This is a genomic window from Streptococcus canis (assembly GCF_900636575.1).
Lineage (GTDB): Bacteria > Bacillota > Bacilli > Lactobacillales > Streptococcaceae > Streptococcus > Streptococcus canis.
Map to the genome: position 1 here is coordinate 1005753 of NZ_LR134293.1, position 19522 is coordinate 1025274.

21 protein-coding genes, 1 tRNA gene and 1 pseudogene are annotated in these 19522 nt (G+C 40.0%); 17 read left to right on the top strand and 6 right to left on the bottom strand.

The window, feature by feature from the left end:
- Nucleotide 1 precedes the first annotated feature (1 nt).
- The 3 genes from EL097_RS05225 to EL097_RS05235 all read right to left on the bottom strand — a co-directional run bounded on the left by EL097_RS05225 (nt 2) and on the right by EL097_RS05235 (nt 3060).
- Nucleotides 2–811, bottom strand: coding sequence for a PTS mannose/fructose/sorbose transporter subunit IIC (locus EL097_RS05225; protein WP_003044987.1), 810 nt, complete (start codon nt 809–811; stop codon nt 2–4).
- Nucleotides 812–899: 88 nt separating this feature from the next.
- Nucleotides 900–1892 (bottom strand): PTS sugar transporter subunit IIB, encoded by a 993-nt coding sequence (locus EL097_RS05230; RefSeq protein ID WP_003044984.1) that lies wholly within the window; start codon nt 1890–1892, stop codon nt 900–902.
- A gap of 355 nt (nt 1893–2247) precedes the next feature.
- Nucleotides 2248–3060: a Cof-type HAD-IIB family hydrolase gene (locus tag EL097_RS05235; protein ID WP_003044981.1), complete on the bottom strand. Its 813-nt coding sequence runs from the start codon at nt 3058–3060 to the stop codon at nt 2248–2250.
- Between the two features lie 252 nt (nt 3061–3312).
- Between EL097_RS05235 and EL097_RS05240 the strand changes: the two genes are divergently transcribed.
- The 4 genes from EL097_RS05240 to lytR all read left to right on the top strand — a co-directional run bounded on the left by EL097_RS05240 (nt 3313) and on the right by lytR (nt 7200).
- Nucleotides 3313–4773, top strand: coding sequence for an NCS2 family permease (locus tag EL097_RS05240; protein ID WP_003044979.1), 1461 nt, complete (start codon nt 3313–3315; stop codon nt 4771–4773).
- 186 nt (nt 4774–4959) lie between these two features.
- Nucleotides 4960–5403, top strand: coding sequence for a tRNA (adenosine(37)-N6)-threonylcarbamoyltransferase complex ATPase subunit type 1 TsaE (gene tsaE / locus EL097_RS05245; protein ID WP_039994873.1), 444 nt, complete (start codon nt 4960–4962; stop codon nt 5401–5403).
- Nucleotides 5396–5920, top strand: coding sequence for a GNAT family N-acetyltransferase (locus tag EL097_RS05250; protein WP_003044971.1), 525 nt, complete (start codon nt 5396–5398; stop codon nt 5918–5920). Before tsaE ends, EL097_RS05250 begins: the two co-directional genes overlap by 8 nt.
- An 8-nt stretch (nt 5921–5928) precedes the next feature.
- On the top strand, nt 5929–7200 hold the full coding sequence (lytR, locus tag EL097_RS05255) for a glycopolymer--peptidoglycan transferase LytR (protein WP_003044969.1): 1272 nt from the start codon (nt 5929–5931) through the stop codon (nt 7198–7200).
- Nucleotides 7201–7248: 48 nt separating this feature from the next.
- Here the strand turns inward: lytR and EL097_RS05260 are convergent, their stop codons facing one another.
- Both EL097_RS05260 and EL097_RS05265 read right to left on the bottom strand, forming a co-directional pair.
- Nucleotides 7249–7566, bottom strand: coding sequence for a hypothetical protein (locus EL097_RS05260; RefSeq protein WP_003044966.1), 318 nt, complete (start codon nt 7564–7566; stop codon nt 7249–7251).
- Entirely contained in the window at nt 7563–7982 is a 420-nt protein-coding gene (locus EL097_RS05265; protein ID WP_003044965.1) for an HIT family protein, read from the bottom strand. Before EL097_RS05265 ends, EL097_RS05260 begins: the two co-directional genes overlap by 4 nt.
- A gap of 71 nt (nt 7983–8053) precedes the next feature.
- Between EL097_RS05265 and EL097_RS05270 the strand changes: the two genes are divergently transcribed.
- From EL097_RS05270 to EL097_RS11200, 13 genes and pseudogenes are all read left to right on the top strand, one after another.
- Nucleotides 8054–8779, top strand: a complete 726-nt coding sequence (locus EL097_RS05270) for an ABC transporter ATP-binding protein (RefSeq protein ID WP_003044963.1) — start codon at nt 8054–8056, stop codon at nt 8777–8779.
- Nucleotides 8780–8781: 2 nt separating this feature from the next.
- Nucleotides 8782–9816: an ABC transporter permease gene (locus EL097_RS05275; protein WP_003044958.1), complete on the top strand. Its 1035-nt coding sequence runs from the start codon at nt 8782–8784 to the stop codon at nt 9814–9816.
- 54 nt (nt 9817–9870) lie between these two features.
- Nucleotides 9871–10662, top strand: coding sequence for a cell cycle regulator CcrZ (ccrZ, locus tag EL097_RS05280; RefSeq protein WP_003044956.1), 792 nt, complete (start codon nt 9871–9873; stop codon nt 10660–10662).
- Complete coding sequence (gene trmB / locus EL097_RS05285) at nt 10662–11297, top strand: tRNA (guanosine(46)-N7)-methyltransferase TrmB (protein WP_003044953.1); 636 nt, start codon at nt 10662–10664, stop codon at nt 11295–11297. Before ccrZ ends, trmB begins: the two co-directional genes overlap by 1 nt.
- A 65-nt stretch (nt 11298–11362) precedes the next feature.
- Nucleotides 11363–11449 (top strand) — tRNA-Ser (locus EL097_RS05290).
- Nucleotides 11450–11614: 165 nt separating this feature from the next.
- Nucleotides 11615–12097, top strand: coding sequence for a ribosome maturation factor RimP (gene rimP / locus EL097_RS05295; protein WP_051026415.1), 483 nt, complete (start codon nt 11615–11617; stop codon nt 12095–12097).
- A 170-nt stretch (nt 12098–12267) separates the two neighbouring features.
- Nucleotides 12268–13425, top strand: a complete 1158-nt coding sequence (nusA, locus tag EL097_RS05300; protein ID WP_003044948.1) for a transcription termination factor NusA — start codon at nt 12268–12270, stop codon at nt 13423–13425.
- A 15-nt stretch (nt 13426–13440) separates the two neighbouring features.
- A complete protein-coding gene (gene rnpM / locus EL097_RS05305) occupies nt 13441–13737 on the top strand; it encodes an RNase P modulator RnpM (RefSeq protein WP_003044945.1) in 297 nt (98 codons plus the stop codon).
- Complete coding sequence (locus EL097_RS05310; protein WP_003044943.1) at nt 13730–14032, top strand: YlxQ-related RNA-binding protein; 303 nt, start codon at nt 13730–13732, stop codon at nt 14030–14032. The genes rnpM and EL097_RS05310 overlap by 8 nt, the downstream gene beginning before the upstream one ends.
- A 19-nt stretch (nt 14033–14051) precedes the next feature.
- Nucleotides 14052–16955 carry a translation initiation factor IF-2 gene (infB, locus tag EL097_RS05315; RefSeq protein ID WP_003044942.1) on the top strand — a complete coding sequence of 968 codons (2904 nt, stop codon included), beginning with the start codon at nt 14052–14054 and terminating at the stop codon, nt 16953–16955.
- A gap of 223 nt (nt 16956–17178) precedes the next feature.
- The gene (gene rbfA / locus EL097_RS05320; protein WP_003044936.1) at nt 17179–17535 is read left to right on the top strand and encodes a 30S ribosome-binding factor RbfA; all 357 of its coding nucleotides are present in this window, start codon (nt 17179–17181) and stop codon (nt 17533–17535) included.
- 458 nt (nt 17536–17993) lie between these two features.
- The gene (locus EL097_RS11050; RefSeq protein ID WP_112420675.1) at nt 17994–18161 is read left to right on the top strand and encodes a fibronectin binding protein; all 168 of its coding nucleotides are present in this window, start codon (nt 17994–17996) and stop codon (nt 18159–18161) included.
- Between the two features lie 18 nt (nt 18162–18179).
- Nucleotides 18180–18263 (top strand): annotated as a pseudogene (locus EL097_RS11200) (hypothetical protein); the annotation flags it as partial.
- A gap of 124 nt (nt 18264–18387) precedes the next feature.
- On the opposite strand, the gene EL097_RS05335 reads toward EL097_RS11200, so the two are convergent.
- On the bottom strand, nt 18388–19374 hold the full coding sequence (locus tag EL097_RS05335; RefSeq protein ID WP_003044929.1) for an alpha/beta hydrolase: 987 nt from the start codon (nt 19372–19374) through the stop codon (nt 18388–18390).
- Nucleotides 19375–19522: the final 148 nt, after the last annotated feature.

The window sequence follows — 19522 nt, forward strand, 5'->3', positions numbered from 1 at the left end:
TCTAGTAGTCTTCTAAGATGTCGCCGATTGGGTCAGCTGAACCTGCTGAGCCACCACCGTTGCCACCTTTTTTAGAAAGGTTAAGGTAGATGAAGGCGATTGCAACACCGATAACACCCATAGCGATAAGGGTTAACTGGCTGATAGCTGCAAGAGCAAAACCAAGGGCAAAGAAAGGCCATACTTCACGAGTAGCCATCATGTTGATAACCATAGCGTAACCTACAGCAACAACCATCGCACCACCGATTTGCATACCTTCGTTCAACCAGTTTGGCATAGCATTCAAAACAGATTGTACTACTGAAGTAGGAACAGCAACAAGAAGAGCAGCAGGGATAGCGATACGCAATCCTTGAAGGAGAAGAGCAACAAAGTGGAAACGTTCAACTCCTGCGAAGTTACCTTCAGAGGCAGCTTTGTCACCAGCGTGTACAAGGGCAGTTGACAAAGTACGAACGATCATTGTAAGGAAAAGACCCGCAACTGCAAGTGGGATAGCTGTTGAGTAAGCAAAGGTAATTCCTTTTTGAGTGAAGTCGCCACCTTTAACCATGATGATAGCAGCCGCTACAGAAGCAAGCGCAGCATCGGGGGCAACGGCAGCACCGATGTTTGCCCAACCAAGAGCAAGCATTTGAAGTGTACCACCAAGGATGATACCAGCTTCGAGGTGACCAGTTACAAGACCGATTAAGGTACATGCAACAAGTGGTTGATGGAATTGGAATTGGTCGAGGATACCTTCAAGACCAGCGAAGAAGGCAACAACAACGACCAAAATTGCAGAAATAATTGAAATATCTGACATTTTGTAATCCTTTCAAAGTATAGTAAACGAGGACTTTCTGCTAACAGGTTAACTAGCCATCGTTTTAAAAACTTATAGTGTTTGAAACTTATTTAACGTTAGCTTTTTGGATAAGCTCAAATAAGTTTTTCTTAGAATCGTTAGGAACTTTACGGACGTCGAATGTAACACCTAGGTCGCGTAATTTTTCAAAAGTAGCAACGTCTTCTTTGTCCATTGATAAAACGTTGTTAACCATTGTTTTACCAGTTGAATGAGCCATTGAACCAACGTTCAATTCTTTGATTTCAACACCACCTTCAACCGCACGAAGGGCGTCTTGAGGGGTTTGGAAAAGAATAAGTGCGTGTGTGTTACCAAAACGAGGATCTTTAGAAGCTTCAATCAATTTGCTGATTGGAACAACGTTAGCTTTAACACCACCAGGTGCAGCTTGTTTGATTAATTGTTTGCGAAGGTCATCTTGAGCAACCTCATCAGAAACAACAATGATACGGTTAGCCTTAGAAGCTGGAGTCCACGCTGTTGCAACTTGACCATGTAGAAGACGAGTGTCAACACGAGCAAGATTGATTTTCAATTTGCCATCTCCGATGACAGTTCCAGCAGGAATAGCTCCTTGAAGTGTGTTAACAACTTTTTCAGTCGCAGCAGTTTCTTCAACTGGATTAAGGTCTTCAGGAAGGGCTTTGATACCGTCCTTAGATTCCTTGATGATGTTTGCGGCAACTTGTTCAACACCTGCACTAGCATCCATAAGACGTTCAGTGTAAGCTTGAATAAGCATAGGCAAGTTGAGACCAGTGATGATTGCCATTTTGCGGTCAGGATTTTCTCCTGCCACACGACTAGCTTGGTTAAATGGAGATCCGCTCCAAAGGTCAGCTAGTACAAGGATTTCATCATCAGCATCAAATTGTGCGATAGCATTGTTGAAGTGTCCGTATAAATCATCTGGTCCTTCGTTTGGCATGAAAGTAACAACTTGAACTTTCTCTTGTTCACCAAAAATCATAGAACCAGATTGATGAATACCTTCAGCAAATTTACCATGGCTGGCAATAATAATACCGATACCCATTCTTGTTCTTCCTCCTTATAAAATATTTTTCGTTGAAATGAAGAAGAATAATCTCCTTCCAAAACGATAAATTTTGGCAATTCTTTTTCACTTAAACGAAATTCAAGAACGTCTCTATTTTAAAACGTTTTCACTAAAAAATCAAGCCCTTTCGGAAAAATATTACAAAACATGAAAAAATTTTCAGAATTTAGGATTAAATAGACAGATTATTGATATTAAAGGTATTTTCATGCTGTATAAAACAGAAAATATACTGAAAAATGTTGAAATCATTAGAATGATTTTCATTTTTTGACAGCTATTGACAGAAGAAAAACCACCATTTTCTGAAAAATAGCGGTTTCGTTTGCTATCATAAAAAAAGTTCTTCCAATTTTTTGGCGACACCGTCTTCTTCGTTTGAAAAATCAAGCTGTTGATCAGCATAAGGAAGTAGCACAGGGCTAGCATTTTTCATGGCATAACCCGTTCCTGCATAGGCTAACATCTCTGTGTCGTTATGTTCATCTCCAAAGGCAATCAAATCATTTTTATCCATATTGAAAATCCCAAGCAGGTAATTTAAAGCGTAAGCCTTATTAATATTTTTTGAGGAAATCTCAAGAATGTTGAGAGGACCTCCCCAAGAGTCAATTTCAATCTCATCTTTGAAGAAGGCCCGCATACTTTTAGCTAAGGCATACTTGTCTTCGTGGTGAGTTTGCATCAATAAGGCATTTGGATTTCGTGTGATTTTAGTGATCTCTAAAGCCATGTCTTGTGTGATTTCGTCTACACCAAAGAGTTGCGGATCGATGCTTTCTGGATTGGTCATGGTGATGTAGAAATTTTTTCGATACTCACTGGCAATAAAATCCATCTGGAAATCATCCTGATGTTTTAGTAATTTTAATAGGTAGTCTTTGTCCAAAGTGACATTATGTTCATAGGCCCATTTTTGTTCAGGAAGGTGGGTCAAGGCCCCATTAAAAGTAATGATTGGAGTCTTTAAATTGAGCTGCAGATAGTAGTCTAGTGCCATACGGTAAGGACGACCAGTTGAAATAATGACGTGGTGGCCCTTGTCTTGGACAGCTTTGATGGTTTTTTGAGTATAGGTAGAGATGGTGTTGTCATGGTGTAATAAAGTTCCATCTAAATCAATAGCAATCATTTTTTTTATCATAGTTAGATTATAGCAAATTTTGCCCCAAGATAAAGAGAAAAGATAGATTAAGCGCAGTCATTAGGAAATTCCGTTGGAATTTAACTTTTTAATCAAAAAAATAAGAAAAAACATTGAAATAAGAACAATAAAATGATACTATATTTATATAGTTCGAAAAATACGAACAATAATTGCTAAAAAGCTTATCTATGGTTTAGATAAGGGCTTTTTTGATTTTACCTATATACTAGTTAAGGAGACTCCATTCAAATGGAAAAGTTTTTTAAGTTAAAAGAAAATGGAACAAGTGTCTCAACTGAGATTATGGCTGGTTTAACGACTTTCTTTGCCATGTCCTATATCTTATTTGTTAATCCAAGTATTTTGAGTGCTGCAGGGATGCCTTCTAAGGCTGTCTTTTTGGCCACCATTATCGCAGCGGCTATTTCAACCTTAATCATGGGTCTGTTTGCCAATGTGCCTTATGCGTTGGCACCAGGGATGGGGCTCAATGCCTTCTTCACTTATACAGTTGTTTTTGGACTGGGATTTTCATGGCAGGAAGCTTTGGCAATGGTTTTCATCTGTGGCTTGTTTAATATTTTCATTACGGTAACCAAATTCCGTAAGAGTATTATCAAGGCTATTCCGGTTAGCCTTCAACATGCTATCGGTGGAGGAATTGGGGTCTTTGTAGCTTATTTAGGATTTAAAACTGCCAACATCATCACTTTTTCTGCTTCAGCAGCTAATATTGTGACTGTAAATGGTGTGGAGCCCGCTAAGGCAACCGCGAAGACCTTTGCTGAAGGAATTTTCTCTGTTAATGCTAATGGTGGTGTCGTACCAGCCATTTCAAGCTTTACTGATCCAAGTGTTTTACTAGCTATTTTTGGCTTGTTACTGACGGCTGTTTTGGTTATTCGAAATGTTCGTGGTGCGATTTTGATTGGGATAGTTGTAACAACGCTTGTAGGAATTCCTTTTGGAGTAGTTGATTTATCAACTGTTAACTTTGCTGATAATCATATAGGATCTGCCTTTTCAGAACTTGGAACAACCTTCTTAGCTGCTTTTGGTGGTATGTTATCACTCTTTAATGATTCTAGTCGTTTACCACTTGTTTTAATGACTATTTTTGCTTTTAGTCTTTCTGACACCTTTGATACCATTGGTACTTTTATTGGTACTGGGCGTCGTACAGGGATTTTCTCAGCAGAAGATGAAGAAGCTCTAGAAAATAGCACAGGCTTTAGTTCTAAAATGGATCGTGCCCTTTTTGCCGATGCTATTGGTACCTCCATTGGAGCCTTGTTTGGAACGTCAAATACCACTACTTATGTCGAATCAGCAGCAGGGATTGCTGAAGGTGGTCGCACAGGTTTAACAGCAGTATCAACTGCACTTTGCTTCCTCTTATCAACTCTATTATTGCCACTTGTTGGGATTGTACCAGCGGCAGCAACGGCACCGGCTTTGATTATTGTTGGGGTAATGATGGTTTCTTCCTTCCTTGATGTGGATTGGAGTAACTTTGAAGATGCCCTGCCAGCTTTCTTTGCAGCTTTCTTTATGGCGCTTTGCTATTCGATTTCATACGGTATCGCAGCGGCCTTTATCTTCTACTGTTTAGTCAAAATCGTTAAAGGAAATGCCAAAGAGATTCACCCAATTCTGTGGGGAGCAACTTTCTTATTTATCTTGAACTTTATTATTCTCGCTGTTCTTTAGGCGCAAAAAATAAAGTGTTCATCATACAAGCACTTCTTTAGTTGGTTTGTTTCCCACTTGAAGGAGTGTTTTTAGTTTCTTGAATTTTCTACCAAAAAGGAATTGGAAGAGGTTCTTTGAGTTGTTTATTTGACTGATCTCAGGGTGGCGCTTGGAAGTCTCTTTCTTTTCTGATATAATATGGCTATGTTTTATAGTGAAAATGAGAATACCCTTATTGCCTATGGGCAAATGATTGGCAGTCATTTGTCAGCTGGTCATGTGATTGTTTTGACAGGCGATCTAGGGGCAGGCAAGACAACTTTAACAAAAGGGATTGCTAAAGGATTAGGCATTAATCAAATGATTAAGAGTCCTACCTATACTATTGTGAGAGAATATCAAGGATGCCTTCCTCTTTACCATTTAGATGTGTACCGCATTGGTGATGACCCTGACTCTATCGACCTCGATGATTTTCTTTTTGGTAATGGTGTTACTGTTATTGAATGGGGAGAACTACTAGGCCAAGGCGTATTGGAAGATTATTTGGAAATTATTATTACCAAGCAAGATGAAGGTCGTCAACTGGACTTGTTAGCGCATGGTGAGCGTTCTCAGCAGCTTCTAGAGGCAATGACACATGGTTGAACAAACTCTTGTGATCGAAGAAGGTCTGCCCCAAGATGCAGAAGCAGTACTCTCCTTAGTGACAACAGCTGCTGACGAAACAGATTTTATCACAGGGGTTGAGGACATGTTAGAGGTCACTCCTCAAGAATTGGCAACTTTTTTAGTAAGGAGTCAGGAATCTTTTATTGATTTTTGCCTGCTGGCTAAGTTAGATGATAAAATAGTGGGTCTTTTAAATCTTTCTGGGGAAGTGACACCCCAAGAAGAGGTTGTGGCAGATTTATTTATGCTAGTTGCGGCACCTTATCGTGGTTACGGTATTGGCCAGCTTTTGTTAGAGGTTGCTCTTGACTGGGCCAGAGAAAACTCTTACATTCACAGCCTTAAGTTGGATGTTCAGGTAAGGAATAGCAGAGCGATTCACCTTTACGAAAAATATGGCTTTTATATTGACGGCATCAGGAAAAATGATGTTAAATCAAAAGATGGAGATGACTTGGATGTTTACGCTATGCGTATGCTCCTAGGTCAATAAGTGAATTAATGAAAATTGGAAAAAAAATAATTTTAATGCTGACGGCGATTGTATTAACAACTGTCTTGGCACTAGGTGTTTATTTAACGAGTGCTTATACTTTTTCAACGGGAGAATTGTCAAAAACCTTTAAAGATTTTTCGACATCTTCAAAGAAGAGTGATGCTATCAAGCAGACAAAATCTTTTTCTATTCTCTTAATGGGGGTAGATACAGGATCTTCAGAACGTCAGTCTCAATGGGAAGGAAATAGCGATTCCATGATTTTGGTGACGGTCAATCCTGAAACTAAAAAAACAACCATGACAAGTTTAGAGCGAGATATTTTAATCACCTTGTCTGGCCCTAAAAACAATGACATGAATGGTGCTGAAGCCAAACTGAATGCTGCTTATGCAGCTGGAGGTGCTCAGATGGCTATCATGACTGTTCAGGATCTTTTGAATATTACCATTGACAATTACGTTCAGATCAATATGCAGGGATTGATTGACTTGGTAGATGCTGTTGGTGGGATTACTGTGACCAATGAGTTTGATTTCCCAATCTCGATTGCAGAAAATGAACCAGAATATCAAGCGACTGTTGCCCCTGGAACTCACAAGGTTAATGGGGAACAAGCCTTGGTTTATGCCCGTATGCGTTACGATGATCCTGAGGGTGACTACGGTCGTCAAAAACGCCAGCGTGAAGTGATTCAGAAGGTATTGAAAAAAATCCTTGCTTTAGATAGCATTAGCTCTTATCGGAAGATTTTATCTGCTGTTAGTGACAATATGCAAACCAATATTGAAATTTCCTCAAGCACAATTCCAAGCTTGCTGGGTTATCGTGATGCGCTCAAGACCATCAAAACCTATCAATTAAAAGGAGAAGATGCAACCTTATCAGATGGTGGCTCTTATCAAATTGTAACATCGAACCATTTGTTGGAAACCCAAAATCGGATTAGAGCTGAGTTGGGACTTCATAAAGTGACCCAGCTGAAAACCAGTGCAACGGTCTATGAAAACCTTTATGGTTCAAACAAGGCGCAAGCAGCTGACAATAACTATGATTTTTCAGGTCAAAGTCCTTCTTATTCAGATAACACGACTTCTTATCCTTCCTATTCAGCTGGAGTAGATACTAGTTCGGCTTCTGCGGGAAGCGCTACTGAACAAGAGACAACCTCTTCAAACACGACTCCTGTTGTTCCAGCGCCTCAGCCAGATGTTCCAGCAGTTGACGATTCAAATGCTAGTGCAGGTACAGCAAATGCTGCTACTATTATTCCTTAGATATGAGAAAAGGCAAGCTTTTGAGCTTGCCTTTTTGGTATTGCTTAGTTAAGAAGGTGTTTTAGTGCTTGACGCTGACTTTTCTTGGTATTTGGCCATACGATTTTGAATTTCAGTCACGTGGGCTTGGGTTTCGTGGGTAAAAAGGCGCCACTTATAGGTGAAGTCTTGACTAATATCTTGAATGACCTTGCTTTGGTCTTGGATAAGAGCAAGGTCGCCTTTGATTTTGTCTAAATCAAATTGGATGGCATTTTTGGCTTCGGCGCTAGTTTCCCAAAACTCTTTGATGATAGTACGTTTTTGGTAAGCTTTATAGGCGGCAAAGGATAATAGACCTAGGGTTAATAATGATTTGGTCGTCATGAAAGTACCTCCTGACTGATTTGCTCTGCTAATTTTGCCAAGGCAGAGAAGTCGGGTTCGTGAGTGGTGTATTGGATAGAGATGCCATCTTCTTCGTTATAACGAGGCACTAAATGGATGTGAGCATGGAAGACAGTTTGTCCAGCCAAGCTTTCGTTATTGTTAATGATATTCATGGCAGGAGCACTCATTGCTTTTTGGACAGCACGAGCAATTTTGGGAATACGAGCAAAGGTTTGGCTAGCTGTTTCAGCATCCATGTCTAGCATGTTTCGGACATGTTTTTTGGGAATGACCAAGGTGTGTCCCGGCGTGGTCTGTGAAATATCCAAGAAGGCAAGGACCTGCTCGTCTTCGTAAACCTTAGAAGAAGGAATATCTCCTTGAATGATGCTGCAAAAAATACAATTTTTCATTTTATGTCACCTTCTCTATTTGAATTTGCTATAATGTATTATAAGTATATCAAAAACTAGAAAGAAATTATATGTTAAACATTGAAAATCTAACGGGAGGCTACCTTAATATTCCCGTTTTAAAAGAGGTTTCATTTTCTGTTGGCAATGGAGAATTGGTCGGTTTGATTGGCTTAAATGGAGCTGGAAAGTCAACGACCATCAATGAAATTATTGGTTTTTTAAAACCCTACAAGGGAGAAATCTCCATTGACGGCCTTACGCTTGCTGAAAATCCAGCAGACTACCGTAAAAAAATTGGTTTTATCCCAGAAACTCCTAGTCTCTACGAAGAATTAACCTTAGCAGAGCATATTAATACTGTGGCTATGGCTTATGATATTGATGTGGAGCTGGCCCAGAAACGGGCAAAGCCTTTTTTAGACATGTTTCGCTTGACAGATAAACTCGACTGGTTTCCTGTGCATTTTTCAAAGGGCATGAAGCAAAAAGTCATGATTATTTGTGCTTTTGTGATTGATCCCAGCTTGTTTATTCTTGATGAGCCATTTTTAGGGTTAGATCCACTAGCTATTTCGGACTTGATTAAGACTTTAGAGATTGAAAAAGCCAAAGGCAAATCTATTTTAATGAGTACTCACGTGCTAGACTCTGCTGAAAAAATGTGTGATCGTTTTGTGATTTTGCACCATGGTCAGGTGCGTGCTCAAGGAACTCTTGCTGAGTTACAAGCGACCTTTGGAGATCCTTCGGCTAGCTTAAACGATATTTATTTGGCATTGACAAAAGAGGGCTAGGAATGAAAGCATTATTTCTTAAACGCCGTCAGGATTTTCACAAACAACAAAGCAAGTATTTACGCTATGTCTTTAATGACCACTTTGTCTTGGTCTTGATGTTTTTGCTGGGCTTTGCTTTGGTGCAATACAGTCAATTATTGAGACAGTTCCCAAGCAATCACCTACCGGTTCAGGCCTGTCTAGTGGTATTGGTCTTATTATTACTCAATGTGGGGTCTGTGGCCACTTATTTAGAAGAAGCTGATCAACATTTTCTCCTTCCTAAAGAAGAAGAGGTCGTTACTCATATCAAACAAGCTGAGCGTTCTGCTTTTATCCTTTGGGCTGGTTTACAGACAGCTATTTTAGCTTTTTTGTATCCTATCTTCAATCGCCTAGGTTTCTCCCTAGTTACCTTTTCTCTTTGCCTTTTGGTTTTAGTAGCGGTGAAAAAGATCCTTTTAAGTCGTAAAGTAGGCCGTTTTCTAAGAGAGGAGGGGTTGGATTGGGAAAAAGCAGTCGCCTTTGAGAACAATCGTAAGCAGGCTATTTTGAAGTTTTATTCTCTTTTTACAAGTGTTAAGGGAATTTCTACCAAGGTTAAGAAGCGAACCTACTTAAATCCTCTGTTAAAATTAGTTAAGGAAGATGCTAAAAACCTCTGGGTAACGCTTTATCTGAAAGCTTTTTTGCGGAGCTCAGATTATTTAGGGCTATTTCTGAGGTTGTTGTTATTAAGCTCGCTATCTTTGCTTTTTATTACCAATGCGTATTTATCGGTAGGCTTGGCGCTGGTCTTCAATTATTTGACTCTGTTCCAATTACTTTCTCTTTACCATCATTACGATTACCACTACATGACCGGCCTTTATCCTGAAAATAATCAAGGCAAGAAGGCAAATCTATTGGCTTTTTTGAGAGGATTAAGTTGTCTGATATTAGTCACCAACCTCCTGCTCTGCCATTCTTTAGAAAAAGCCCTTATTTTAGTAGTTGTTATGGGAATCGTTACGCTTCTCTACCTTCCTTATAAGTTAAAGAAGATAATTGACTAAGTAATCTAAAACAAGTAAAATAGGAGTAAACGATTAGAAAAGGAGGGCGATAAGGTGACAACGACAGAACAAGATCTTGCATTGACTCCCTTACGTGGGAAGAGCGGCAAAGCTTATAAAGGCACTTATCCAAATGGAGAATGTGTTTTCATTAAATTAAATACAACACCTATCCTACCTGCCTTAGCCAAAGAACAGATTGCACCTCAATTACTTTGGGCCAAACGTATGGGCAATGGTGATATGATGAGTGCGCAAGAATGGCTGGAAGGTCGCACCTTGACCAAGGAAGATATGAACAGCAAACAGATTGTTCATATTTTGTTGCGCCTTCACAAATCTAAAAAATTGGTCAACCAATTACTTCAGCTCAACTATAAGATTGAAAATCCTTATGATTTATTGGTTGATTTTGAACAAAATGCGCCCTTGCAAATCCAGCAAAATTCTTATTTGCAAGCTATTGTTAAAGAACTTAAGCGTAGTTTGCCAGAGTTTCGCTCAGAAGTGGCCACTATTGTTCACGGAGATATTAAGCATAGCAACTGGGTAATTACCACTAGTGGCATGATTTTTTTGGTGGACTGGGATTCTGTTCGTCTGACTGATCGGATGTATGATGTTGCCTACCTGTTGAGTCATTATATTCCACGATCTCGTTGGGCAGAATGGCTATCTTACTATGGCTATAAAAATAATGACAAGGTCATGCAAAAAATCATTTGGTACGGTCAGTTCTCTTACTTGACTCAGATCCTCAAATGTTTTGACAAGCGTGACATGGAGCATGTCAATCAGGAGATTTATGCCCTGCGAAAATTTAGAGAAATGTTTAGAAAGAAATAATGCGAGTTAGAAAACGAAAAGGTGCTGAAGAGCACTTGGCTAATAACCCACACTATGTGATTTTAAATCCAGAAGATGCTAAAGGACATTGGCATGACGTCTTTGGCAATGACCATCCTATCCATATTGAAGTTGGGTCAGGAAAGGGCGGTTTCATTACAGGAATGGCCTTGAAAAATCCTGATATTAACTACATTGGTATCGATATTCAGTTATCTGTTCTAAGCCATGCCTTGGATAAGGTATTAGCCTCAGAAGCACCCAACGTCAAACTGTTACGGGTTGATGGGTCAAGTTTGACCAATTATTTTGAAGATGGTGAAGTGGACATGGTGTACCTGAACTTTTCAGATCCGTGGCCAAAAACCAAGCATGAAAAACGTCGTTTGACCTACAAGGATTTCTTAGACACTTACAAACGTATCTTACCAGAACATGGTGAAATTCACTTTAAAACAGATAACCGTGGCTTGTTTGAGTACAGTTTAGCTAGTTTTTCTCAATATGGCATGACCTTGAAACAGGTTTGGCTTGACTTGCACGCCAGTGATTTTACAGGCAATGTGATGACCGAATATGAAGAAAAGTTTTCGAGCAAGGGACAAGTGATTTACCGTGTTGAAGCAAAATTTTAGTAGTATTTTTCAGTAAAACATGATAAACTAAAGAGGTGGATGTTTCAATCAACTTCTTTATCCATGGAGAGGTCGCATAGTGGCCGAGTGCGCACGCTTGGAAAGCGTGTAGTCCTTAACGGGGCTCGGGGGTTCGAATCCCCTCCTCTCCTTAGCCAATGGGAAAAAGGAACGTATTTCCTTGCATTCCTTTTTTATTGTGGTATAATAGCTTTAGATAATACAGAAAGGTGGTGAGAGATGTCTCGCCACTTTTGTATTGAGTTGATTCTTAAAAGGTAATTTTCCTTAGTGACCATCAGAAAGTAGAGGAGGTAATCAACATAGCAAACACATCTATTATTGATATCGTGACCAAGACGGTAGCGCCTGAAATTAAGGCACCCTATGAATTAGTAGACGTTGAGTATGACAAAATGGGAAGCGACTATGTTCTTAGCATTTTGGTTGATAAAGAAGGTGGCATCACCGTAGAAGATACTGCTGACTTAACAGACATTATTAGTCCCCTGTTAGATAGCATTAGTCCAGATCCTTTCCCTGAACAATACATGTTAGAAGTATCTAGTCCAGGCTTGGAACGTCCTTTGAAAACTGCGGAGAGCTTAAAAGCTGCAGTAGGTTCCTATGTTAATGTGAGCTTGTACAAAGCCATTGATAAGGTTAAAATCTTCCAAGGAGACCTACTTGCTTTTGATGGTGAAACGTTGACTATTGATTACCTTGATAAGACCCGCCATAAAACGGTGGAAATTCCTTATCAAGCGGTAGCTAAGGCTCGTTTGGCTGTCAAGTTATAAATTCTCCTTGGAAAATACTTAAAAAAGACCAAGGTTCTAGGCTCTTGTCTCCTCAAATGGAGCCACAACGAGGTCAAACTGAACGAAACTAACTGAGCCCACAAGGCTCCTGAGTGTATTAATTTAAGAAAGGATTCTTGCCGTGCTTTATAAGCAAGGTAGATAACATTATGAGCAAAGAGATGCTAGAAGCCTTCCGTATTTTGGAAGAAGAAAAACACATTGATAAGGCAGACATTATTGAAGCGGTCACAGAGTCACTTAAGTCAGCTTACAAACGTCGCTATGGTCAGGCAGAATCATGTGTTATTGAATTTAATGAAAAAACTGCTGATTTTCAAGTATTCACTGTTCGTGAAGTTGTTGAAGAAGTTTTTGACAGCCGTCTTGAGATTAGTTTGAAAGACGCTCTTGCTATCAGTTCTGCCTATGAATTAGGAGATAAGATTCGCTTTGAAGAATCTGTCAATGAATTCGGACGTGTTGCAGCTCAATCAGCTAAACAGACCATTATGGAAAAGATGCGCCGTCAAATGCGTGAAGTGATGTTCAATGAATATAAAGAGCATGAAGGTGAAATCATGACAGGAACTGTGGAACGTTTTGACCAACGTTTCATCTATGTTAACTTAGGTTCGCTTGAAGCACAGCTATCACACCAAGACCAAATTCCAGGGGAAACTTTCAAATCACATGACCGTATCGAGGTTTACGTTTACAAGGTTGAAAATAATCCTCGAGGGGTTAACGTTTTTGTTAGCCGTAGTCATCCAGAATTCATCAAACGTATTATGGAGCAGGAAATTCCTGAAGTTTTCGATGGTACTGTTGAAATCATGAGTGTCTCTCGTGAAGCAGGTGACCGCACCAAGGTTGCTGTTCGCAGTCATAATCCTAATGTAGATGCTATCGGAACAATTGTTGGCCGTGGTGGTAGCAATATCAAAAAAGTTATCAGCAAGTTCCATCCAAAACGTGTGGATGCTAAAACAGGACTTGAAATTCCAGTCGAAGAAAACATTGATGTGATTCAATGGGTAGATGATCCAGCAGAGTTTATTTACAATGCCATTGCTCCAGCTGAAGTGGATATGGTTCTCTTTGATGATGATGACCTTAAACGTGCAACTGTTGTTGTCCCAGATAGTAAATTGTCACTAGCCATTGGTCGTCGTGGGCAAAACGTTCGCTTAGCGGCTCACTTGACAGGCTACCGTATTGATATCAAATCAGCTAGCGAATATGATCGTCTTGAGGCGGAAAAAGCAGCAACAACAGCTATGGAAGAGCCAGTTGCTGACGATATGATCGCTGATGAGGAAGAATAAGAAAAGAGGTGTTTGATGCCTAAAGTCAAAAAAATACCTTTACGAAAATCGCTTGTTTCAGGTGAAATCATTGATAAACGAGATCTTCTTAGGATTGTAAAAACTAAAGACGGTCAGGTTTTCATTGACCCAACTGGTAAACAAAATGGTCGTGGTGCCTATATCAAATTAGACAATCAAGAGGCCTTGCTGGCCAAGAAAAAACAAGTTTTCAATCGTAGTTTCTCAATGGATATTCCAGAAAGTTTTTACGATGACTTGATTGCTTATGTTGATCACAAAGTCAAAAGAAGAGAGTTAGGTCTTGACTAATTTAGAAAGATTATCTCATCTCATTGGTCTCGCTCAACGAGCTGGAAAAGTGATTTCTGGTGAAGGATTGGTGGTAAAAGCCATTCAAAGTCAGCAAGTGGCACTGGTTTTTCTAGCCAATGATGCTGGCCCCAATGTGACGAAAAAAGTAACAGATAAAAGTAATTATTATAATGTAGAAGTCTCCACAGTGTTTAATGCACTGGAATTAAGTGCTGCACTAGGCAAACCAAGGAAGGTTGTTGCCATTGCGGATGCTGGATTTTCAAAGAAAATGAGGACTCTTATGGAATAGACGAATAGGAGGACACAAATTGTCAAAGAAAAGATTACATGAAATTGCCAAGGAACTTGGTAAAAGTAGTAAAGAAGTGGTTGAGCATGCCAAATCTTTGGGATTGGATGTAAAAAGCCATGCCTCAAGTGTCGAAGAAGCAGATGCTAAAAAGATTGTTTCAAGTTTTCTGCCGGCTGCCAAACCTAGTGTAAAAGCTCCTCAAGAGGTTGTAGAGCCTAAGGTAACCAATCAAGGCACAGTGCCTGTTCGAACGGTTAAGCCCAAAGAAACTGTTCAGCCCACAAAAAGCGACGTAAAAGCAGTCCCATCAGAAGAGGCAGCTAAGCCAGCGGTTGTTAAGCCAAAGAGCCGTAATTTTAAAGCTGAACGAGAAGCTCGTGCTAAAGAGCAAGCAGCACGTAGACAGGCAGGCGGGACTAATCGTTTGGAAAATCACCGTGGTGATTACCGCCAGACTCATCGTGGTAATAGTCATCAAAACCAACGAGGTGAGCGGTCGCAAGGTCAATCAAAAGAGAGACGATTTGATCAGAGACCATCAAATGGAACTAGTCGCAAGGACAACCGTCAGCAAGCTGGTAATCGTGACCGCAACCGTTCCTTTATAAATGGGAATCGTCAAAGCGACCGCTTTGCAACTAAAGAAGGTCAAGTACAGCCTCAATCAAGTGGTCCTAGAATTGATTTTAAAGCCCGTGCGGCTGCCTTAAAAGCGGAGCAAAACGCAGAATATTCTCGTCAGAGCGAATCGCGTTTCCGTGAGCAAGAAGAAGCTAAGCGTCTAGCTCAAGTGGCTAGACAAGAAGCGAAAGCAGCAGCTCTTCAAGCACAGGCTGAAGAAACGAAGCGTCGTGAGGCAGCAGCTAAAATAGCTGAGCCAGTGGTAGCTCCTATACCTACCCCAGCAGCCTCAGTAGCTGTTGCGAAACCTGCTGATAACCGCCGTAAAAAGCAAACCCGTCCTGAAAAGAATCGTGACATGGATCATCATTCAGAAGATGGACAAAAGAAAAATAAGAAGAGTTGGAATAGTCAAAACCAAGTGAGAAATCAAAAAAATAGTAACTGGAACAAGAATAAGAAGACCAAAAAAGGCAAAAATGCTAAGAATACCAATACCGCTCCAAAACCAGTGACCGAGCGGAAATTCCATGAATTACCAAAAGAATTTGAATATACTGAAGGTATGACAGTTGCCGAAATCGCAAAACGTATCAAACGTGAGCCAGCCGAAATTGTGAAGAAGTTATTCATGATGGGTGTTATGGCGACTCAAAACCAGTCTTTGGACGGAGATACTATCGAATTGTTGATGGTGGATTACGGTATTGAAGCTAAGGCTAAGGTAGAAGTAGACGATGCTGACATCGAACGCTTCTTTGAGGATGAAAACTACCTCAATCCTGAAAACATTGTAGAACGTGCACCTGTTGTAACCATCATGGGACACGTTGACCATGGTAAGACAACCTTACTTGACACCTTGCGTAACTCACGTGTGGCAACAGGAGAAGCTGGAGGAATCACTCAACATATTGGTGCTTACCAGATTGAAGAAGCTGGCAAGAAAATTACTTTCTTGGATACCCCTGGACACGCGGCCTTTACAAGTATGCGTGCGCGTGGTGCCTCTGTTACAGATATTACCATTTTGATTGTTGCTGCTGATGATGGTGTTATGCCACAAACCATTGAAGCGATCAATCACTCAAAAGCTGCTGGTGTTCCAATCATTGTTGCCATTAACAAGATTGATAAACCAGGTGCTAATCCAGAACGTGTCATTGCGGAATTGGCAGAGTATGGCATTATTTCAACTGCTTGGGGTGGAGATAGTGAATTTGTGGAGATTTCTGCTAAATTCAACAAAAACATCGACGAATTGTTAGAAACTGTTCTTTTGGTAGCTGAAGTGGAAGAGCTTAAAGCTGACCCAACTGTTCGTGCGATTGGTACGGTTATCGAAGCTCGTTTGGATAAAGGTAAAGGTGCTATTGCGACTCTTCTTGTTCAACAAGGGACCCTTCATGTCCAAGATCCAATCGTTGTTGGTAATACCTTTGGTCGTGTCCGTGCTATGGTAAATGACCTTGGGCGTCGTGTTAAATCTGCGGAGCCATCAACACCAGTTTCCATTACTGGTCTGAATGAAACACCAATGGCTGGTGATCATTTTGCCGTTTACGCTGATGAAAAAGCTGCGCGTGCAGCCGGTGAAGAGCGTTCAAAACGTGCCCTCCTCAAACAACGTCAAAATACACAGCGTGTTAGCCTTGATAATCTCTTTGATACCCTTAAAGCAGGAGAAATCAAGACTGTTAATGTCATCATCAAAGCCGATGTTCAAGGTTCTGTTGAGGCCCTTGCAGCGTCTCTTGTGAAGATTGATGTGGAAGGTGTTCGTGTGAATGTCGTTCACTCTGCTGTAGGTGCTATCAACGAATCCGATGTGACCCTTGCTGAGGCATCAAATGCTGTTATTATTGGTTTCAACGTTCGTCCTACCCCACAAGCTCGTCAACAAGCGGATACGGATGATGTGGAAATTCGTCTTCACAGCATTATCTATAAAGTCATCGAAGAAGTGGAAGAAGCCATGAAAGGGAAGCTTGACCCTGTTTACCAAGAAAAAATTCTTGGTGAAGCTATTATTCGTGAAACCTTCAAAGTTTCTAAATTGGGAACAATTGGTGGCTTTATGGTGATCAACGGTAAGGTGACACGTGATTCAAGCGTTCGTGTGATTCGTGATAGTGTCGTTATTTTTGATGGTAAACTTGCCAGTCTTAAACATTACAAAGACGATGTCAAAGAAGTCGGTAATGCTCAAGAAGGTGGCTTGATGATTGAAAACTTTAATGACCTTAAAGTTGATGATACCATCGAAGCTTATGTCATGGAAGAAATTGTGAGAAAATAAGTATAAGAGGGTCTGAGATGTAAAGGTTTTAGACTTTCAGAGCTTGTCATTATGTGATTGATCCAAACGTTTTAATAATGACTTGTGAGTATTTAACATGAAACGTTTGTAAGGAGTTTTGCAGCGTTCTCAGATAACTATTCTTCACTAAGAAAAAGTAGAAATGACAAAAGCTGGGCTGTCAGCCTAGCTTTTGTCTTAAATAGTAGGAAAGGACATTGATATGGCTAATCATCGTATTGACCGTGTTGGAATGGAAATCAAGCGCGAAGTAAATGATATTCTTCAGAAAAAAGTGCGTGACCCCCGTGTTCAGGGAGTTACTATCACAGAAGTTCAAATGCAGGGAGATTTATCACTTGCTAAGGTTTACTATACTATCATGAGTGACTTGGCATCTGACAATCAAAAGGCACAAACAGGCCTTGAAAAAGCGACTGGAACGATTAAACGTGAACTTGGTAAACAATTGACCATGTATAAAATTCCAGATTTGGTTTTTGAAAAAGATAATTCTATTGCCTATGGTAATAAAATTGATCAACTGTTGCGAGATCTTGATCATAAATCTAAAGCATAATGGGATTATTTCAGTCAAAAAAGTAAAAAAGGAGCTCTATTAGTAAGATAGGGTTTCTTTTTTTGGGATGGCTTCAGCGATGTGCTATTCTGACAGTATAAAACATTCTTTTTTTATGGTGAAAGGTTGCTGGCTAAGTTTTTCCCGAAAGTGAATGTAAGAAGCCTCTCGAAGTTGAAAAATGATGCTATAGATATAATTCTGATAAATACCGTTAAAAATGTATTGAGATGGTCACAAATGGTAGAGGGAAACGAAAGACCTGACAAAGAGCCATTTTCAAGTCAGTCAACTTCTCGTTGGGAAAAATAAAAAATTGATAGTCTTGGTGTTGCCAACTGAGAGCCATTAACTAAGAAAAAAGAGGAATTCTTCCGAAATATTCTGGATAAATAATGGTGAGGATTGGCAATTAGATGACTGAGGCAGAGAGTGAACAACCAAGTATTCAATAAGGTCTGTCAAGTCTTGTTGAGTTTGAAGAAAATACCCAATCAGGTATGTCAGGTCAGCATCAAGGTGAAATGACAACGGTAAAAGATACTAAAGTGTCAAGTGATAAACCAGAAGATAAACTGTCTAAAGAAGATACAGGCAAAAATCGTAAAGATGAGCAGAAGAAATAGACTTTCCTACCAAAAGCAGGTGAAGTGGTGTCTCTGGTGTTACTGGTAGGATTTCTTCTCCTCTTCGCATTAGGTTATGCTGTTCTTATGAAGAAACAATAAGCTGATTATTTAGGGAACTATTGTGATAAAAAGACAAATCAGGAAGTTTCTGGTTTGTCTTTTTTAGTATGATTAATCTAAAAAGCCACCAGTTTGGCTGGTGGCGGATAAGGGTAGCTACTGATTAAGGCGTTTTATTAATAGCATCAATGATTTGGTATTGGGCTGTTTTGGCCTCTTCAATCGGATAGATAGGGTAAACATGGTTCATCCCTTCTTGGGCGATATAGGTTACTTGATGCTTAGCTGCTTGTAACTTGGCAGCGTAGTCGCGAATATCTGGGTAGAAAATTTCACGAGTCCCAGTGAATAAAGTGATTGGTGCGAGGTTATGGATAGGTCCATTTTTAGGGCTAACATAGATATGGTTTGTGTTATCAGATGAATTTGCCCAGAGGGCACCAACGCGTTTTAGTCCCCAAGCAGATAAGATAGGGTCAGCTTCTTCGTAATTTGGAATTTCAGCGTGAGACATGGTCACATCTAGCCATGGAGAGAGAAGGATAATCTGTTTAGGTTGGGCAACGGATTCATTATTCAAGGCATGGGCCAATCCCAAGGCCAGTCCTCCTCCAGCTGAGTCTCCCATAAGGAAAAGCTCTTGGTTTTTTTGCTGATAATGCTTGTAAAGGTTAACCAATCTTGGCATGGCATAATCGTAGGTATAGCGAGGAGCCTTCGGATAAATTGGTAAAATGATTTTAGCATCGAGGCTGGTGGATAGGGTTTTTAACATGCTGATATGATAAGAAGTTGGGTTATTGAGATAAGAGCCTCCAGCTAGATAAAAAATGGTTTTTTGATTCGGTTTTCCGTTGTCATTCCAAGAGTAAACTTGCATGTCAAAAAGTTTTTCTTGAACAAGCTGTCCATTTACTGTGCCAGGGTCAAGTTCGTAGGGCTTATCAGACTGTTCACGGCAAGCATTTAGATAGTTTTGGAAACTGGTATCATCTTGTTCTGCATAGTAACTCTTGTCACGTTTCAGCCAGAAATATTGTTCGATAAACCAGCTCTTCCAGGAACGGGAACTAGCCGAAGCAGAAGTTGGTAAACTCAAGGTCAGCATAAGGCCTAAAGCCACCATTAATTTTTGAAAAGACTGTTTCAAAGGTATCTCCTTAATGTAAATATTATTGATATTGCAATATTATTATAATAAAAATGACTATTTTGTCAATATAAGGCTATAATAATGAGAAAAGTTATTTATTTACAAACGTAAATACAAATGCTATAATTAATTTACAAAAGTAAAC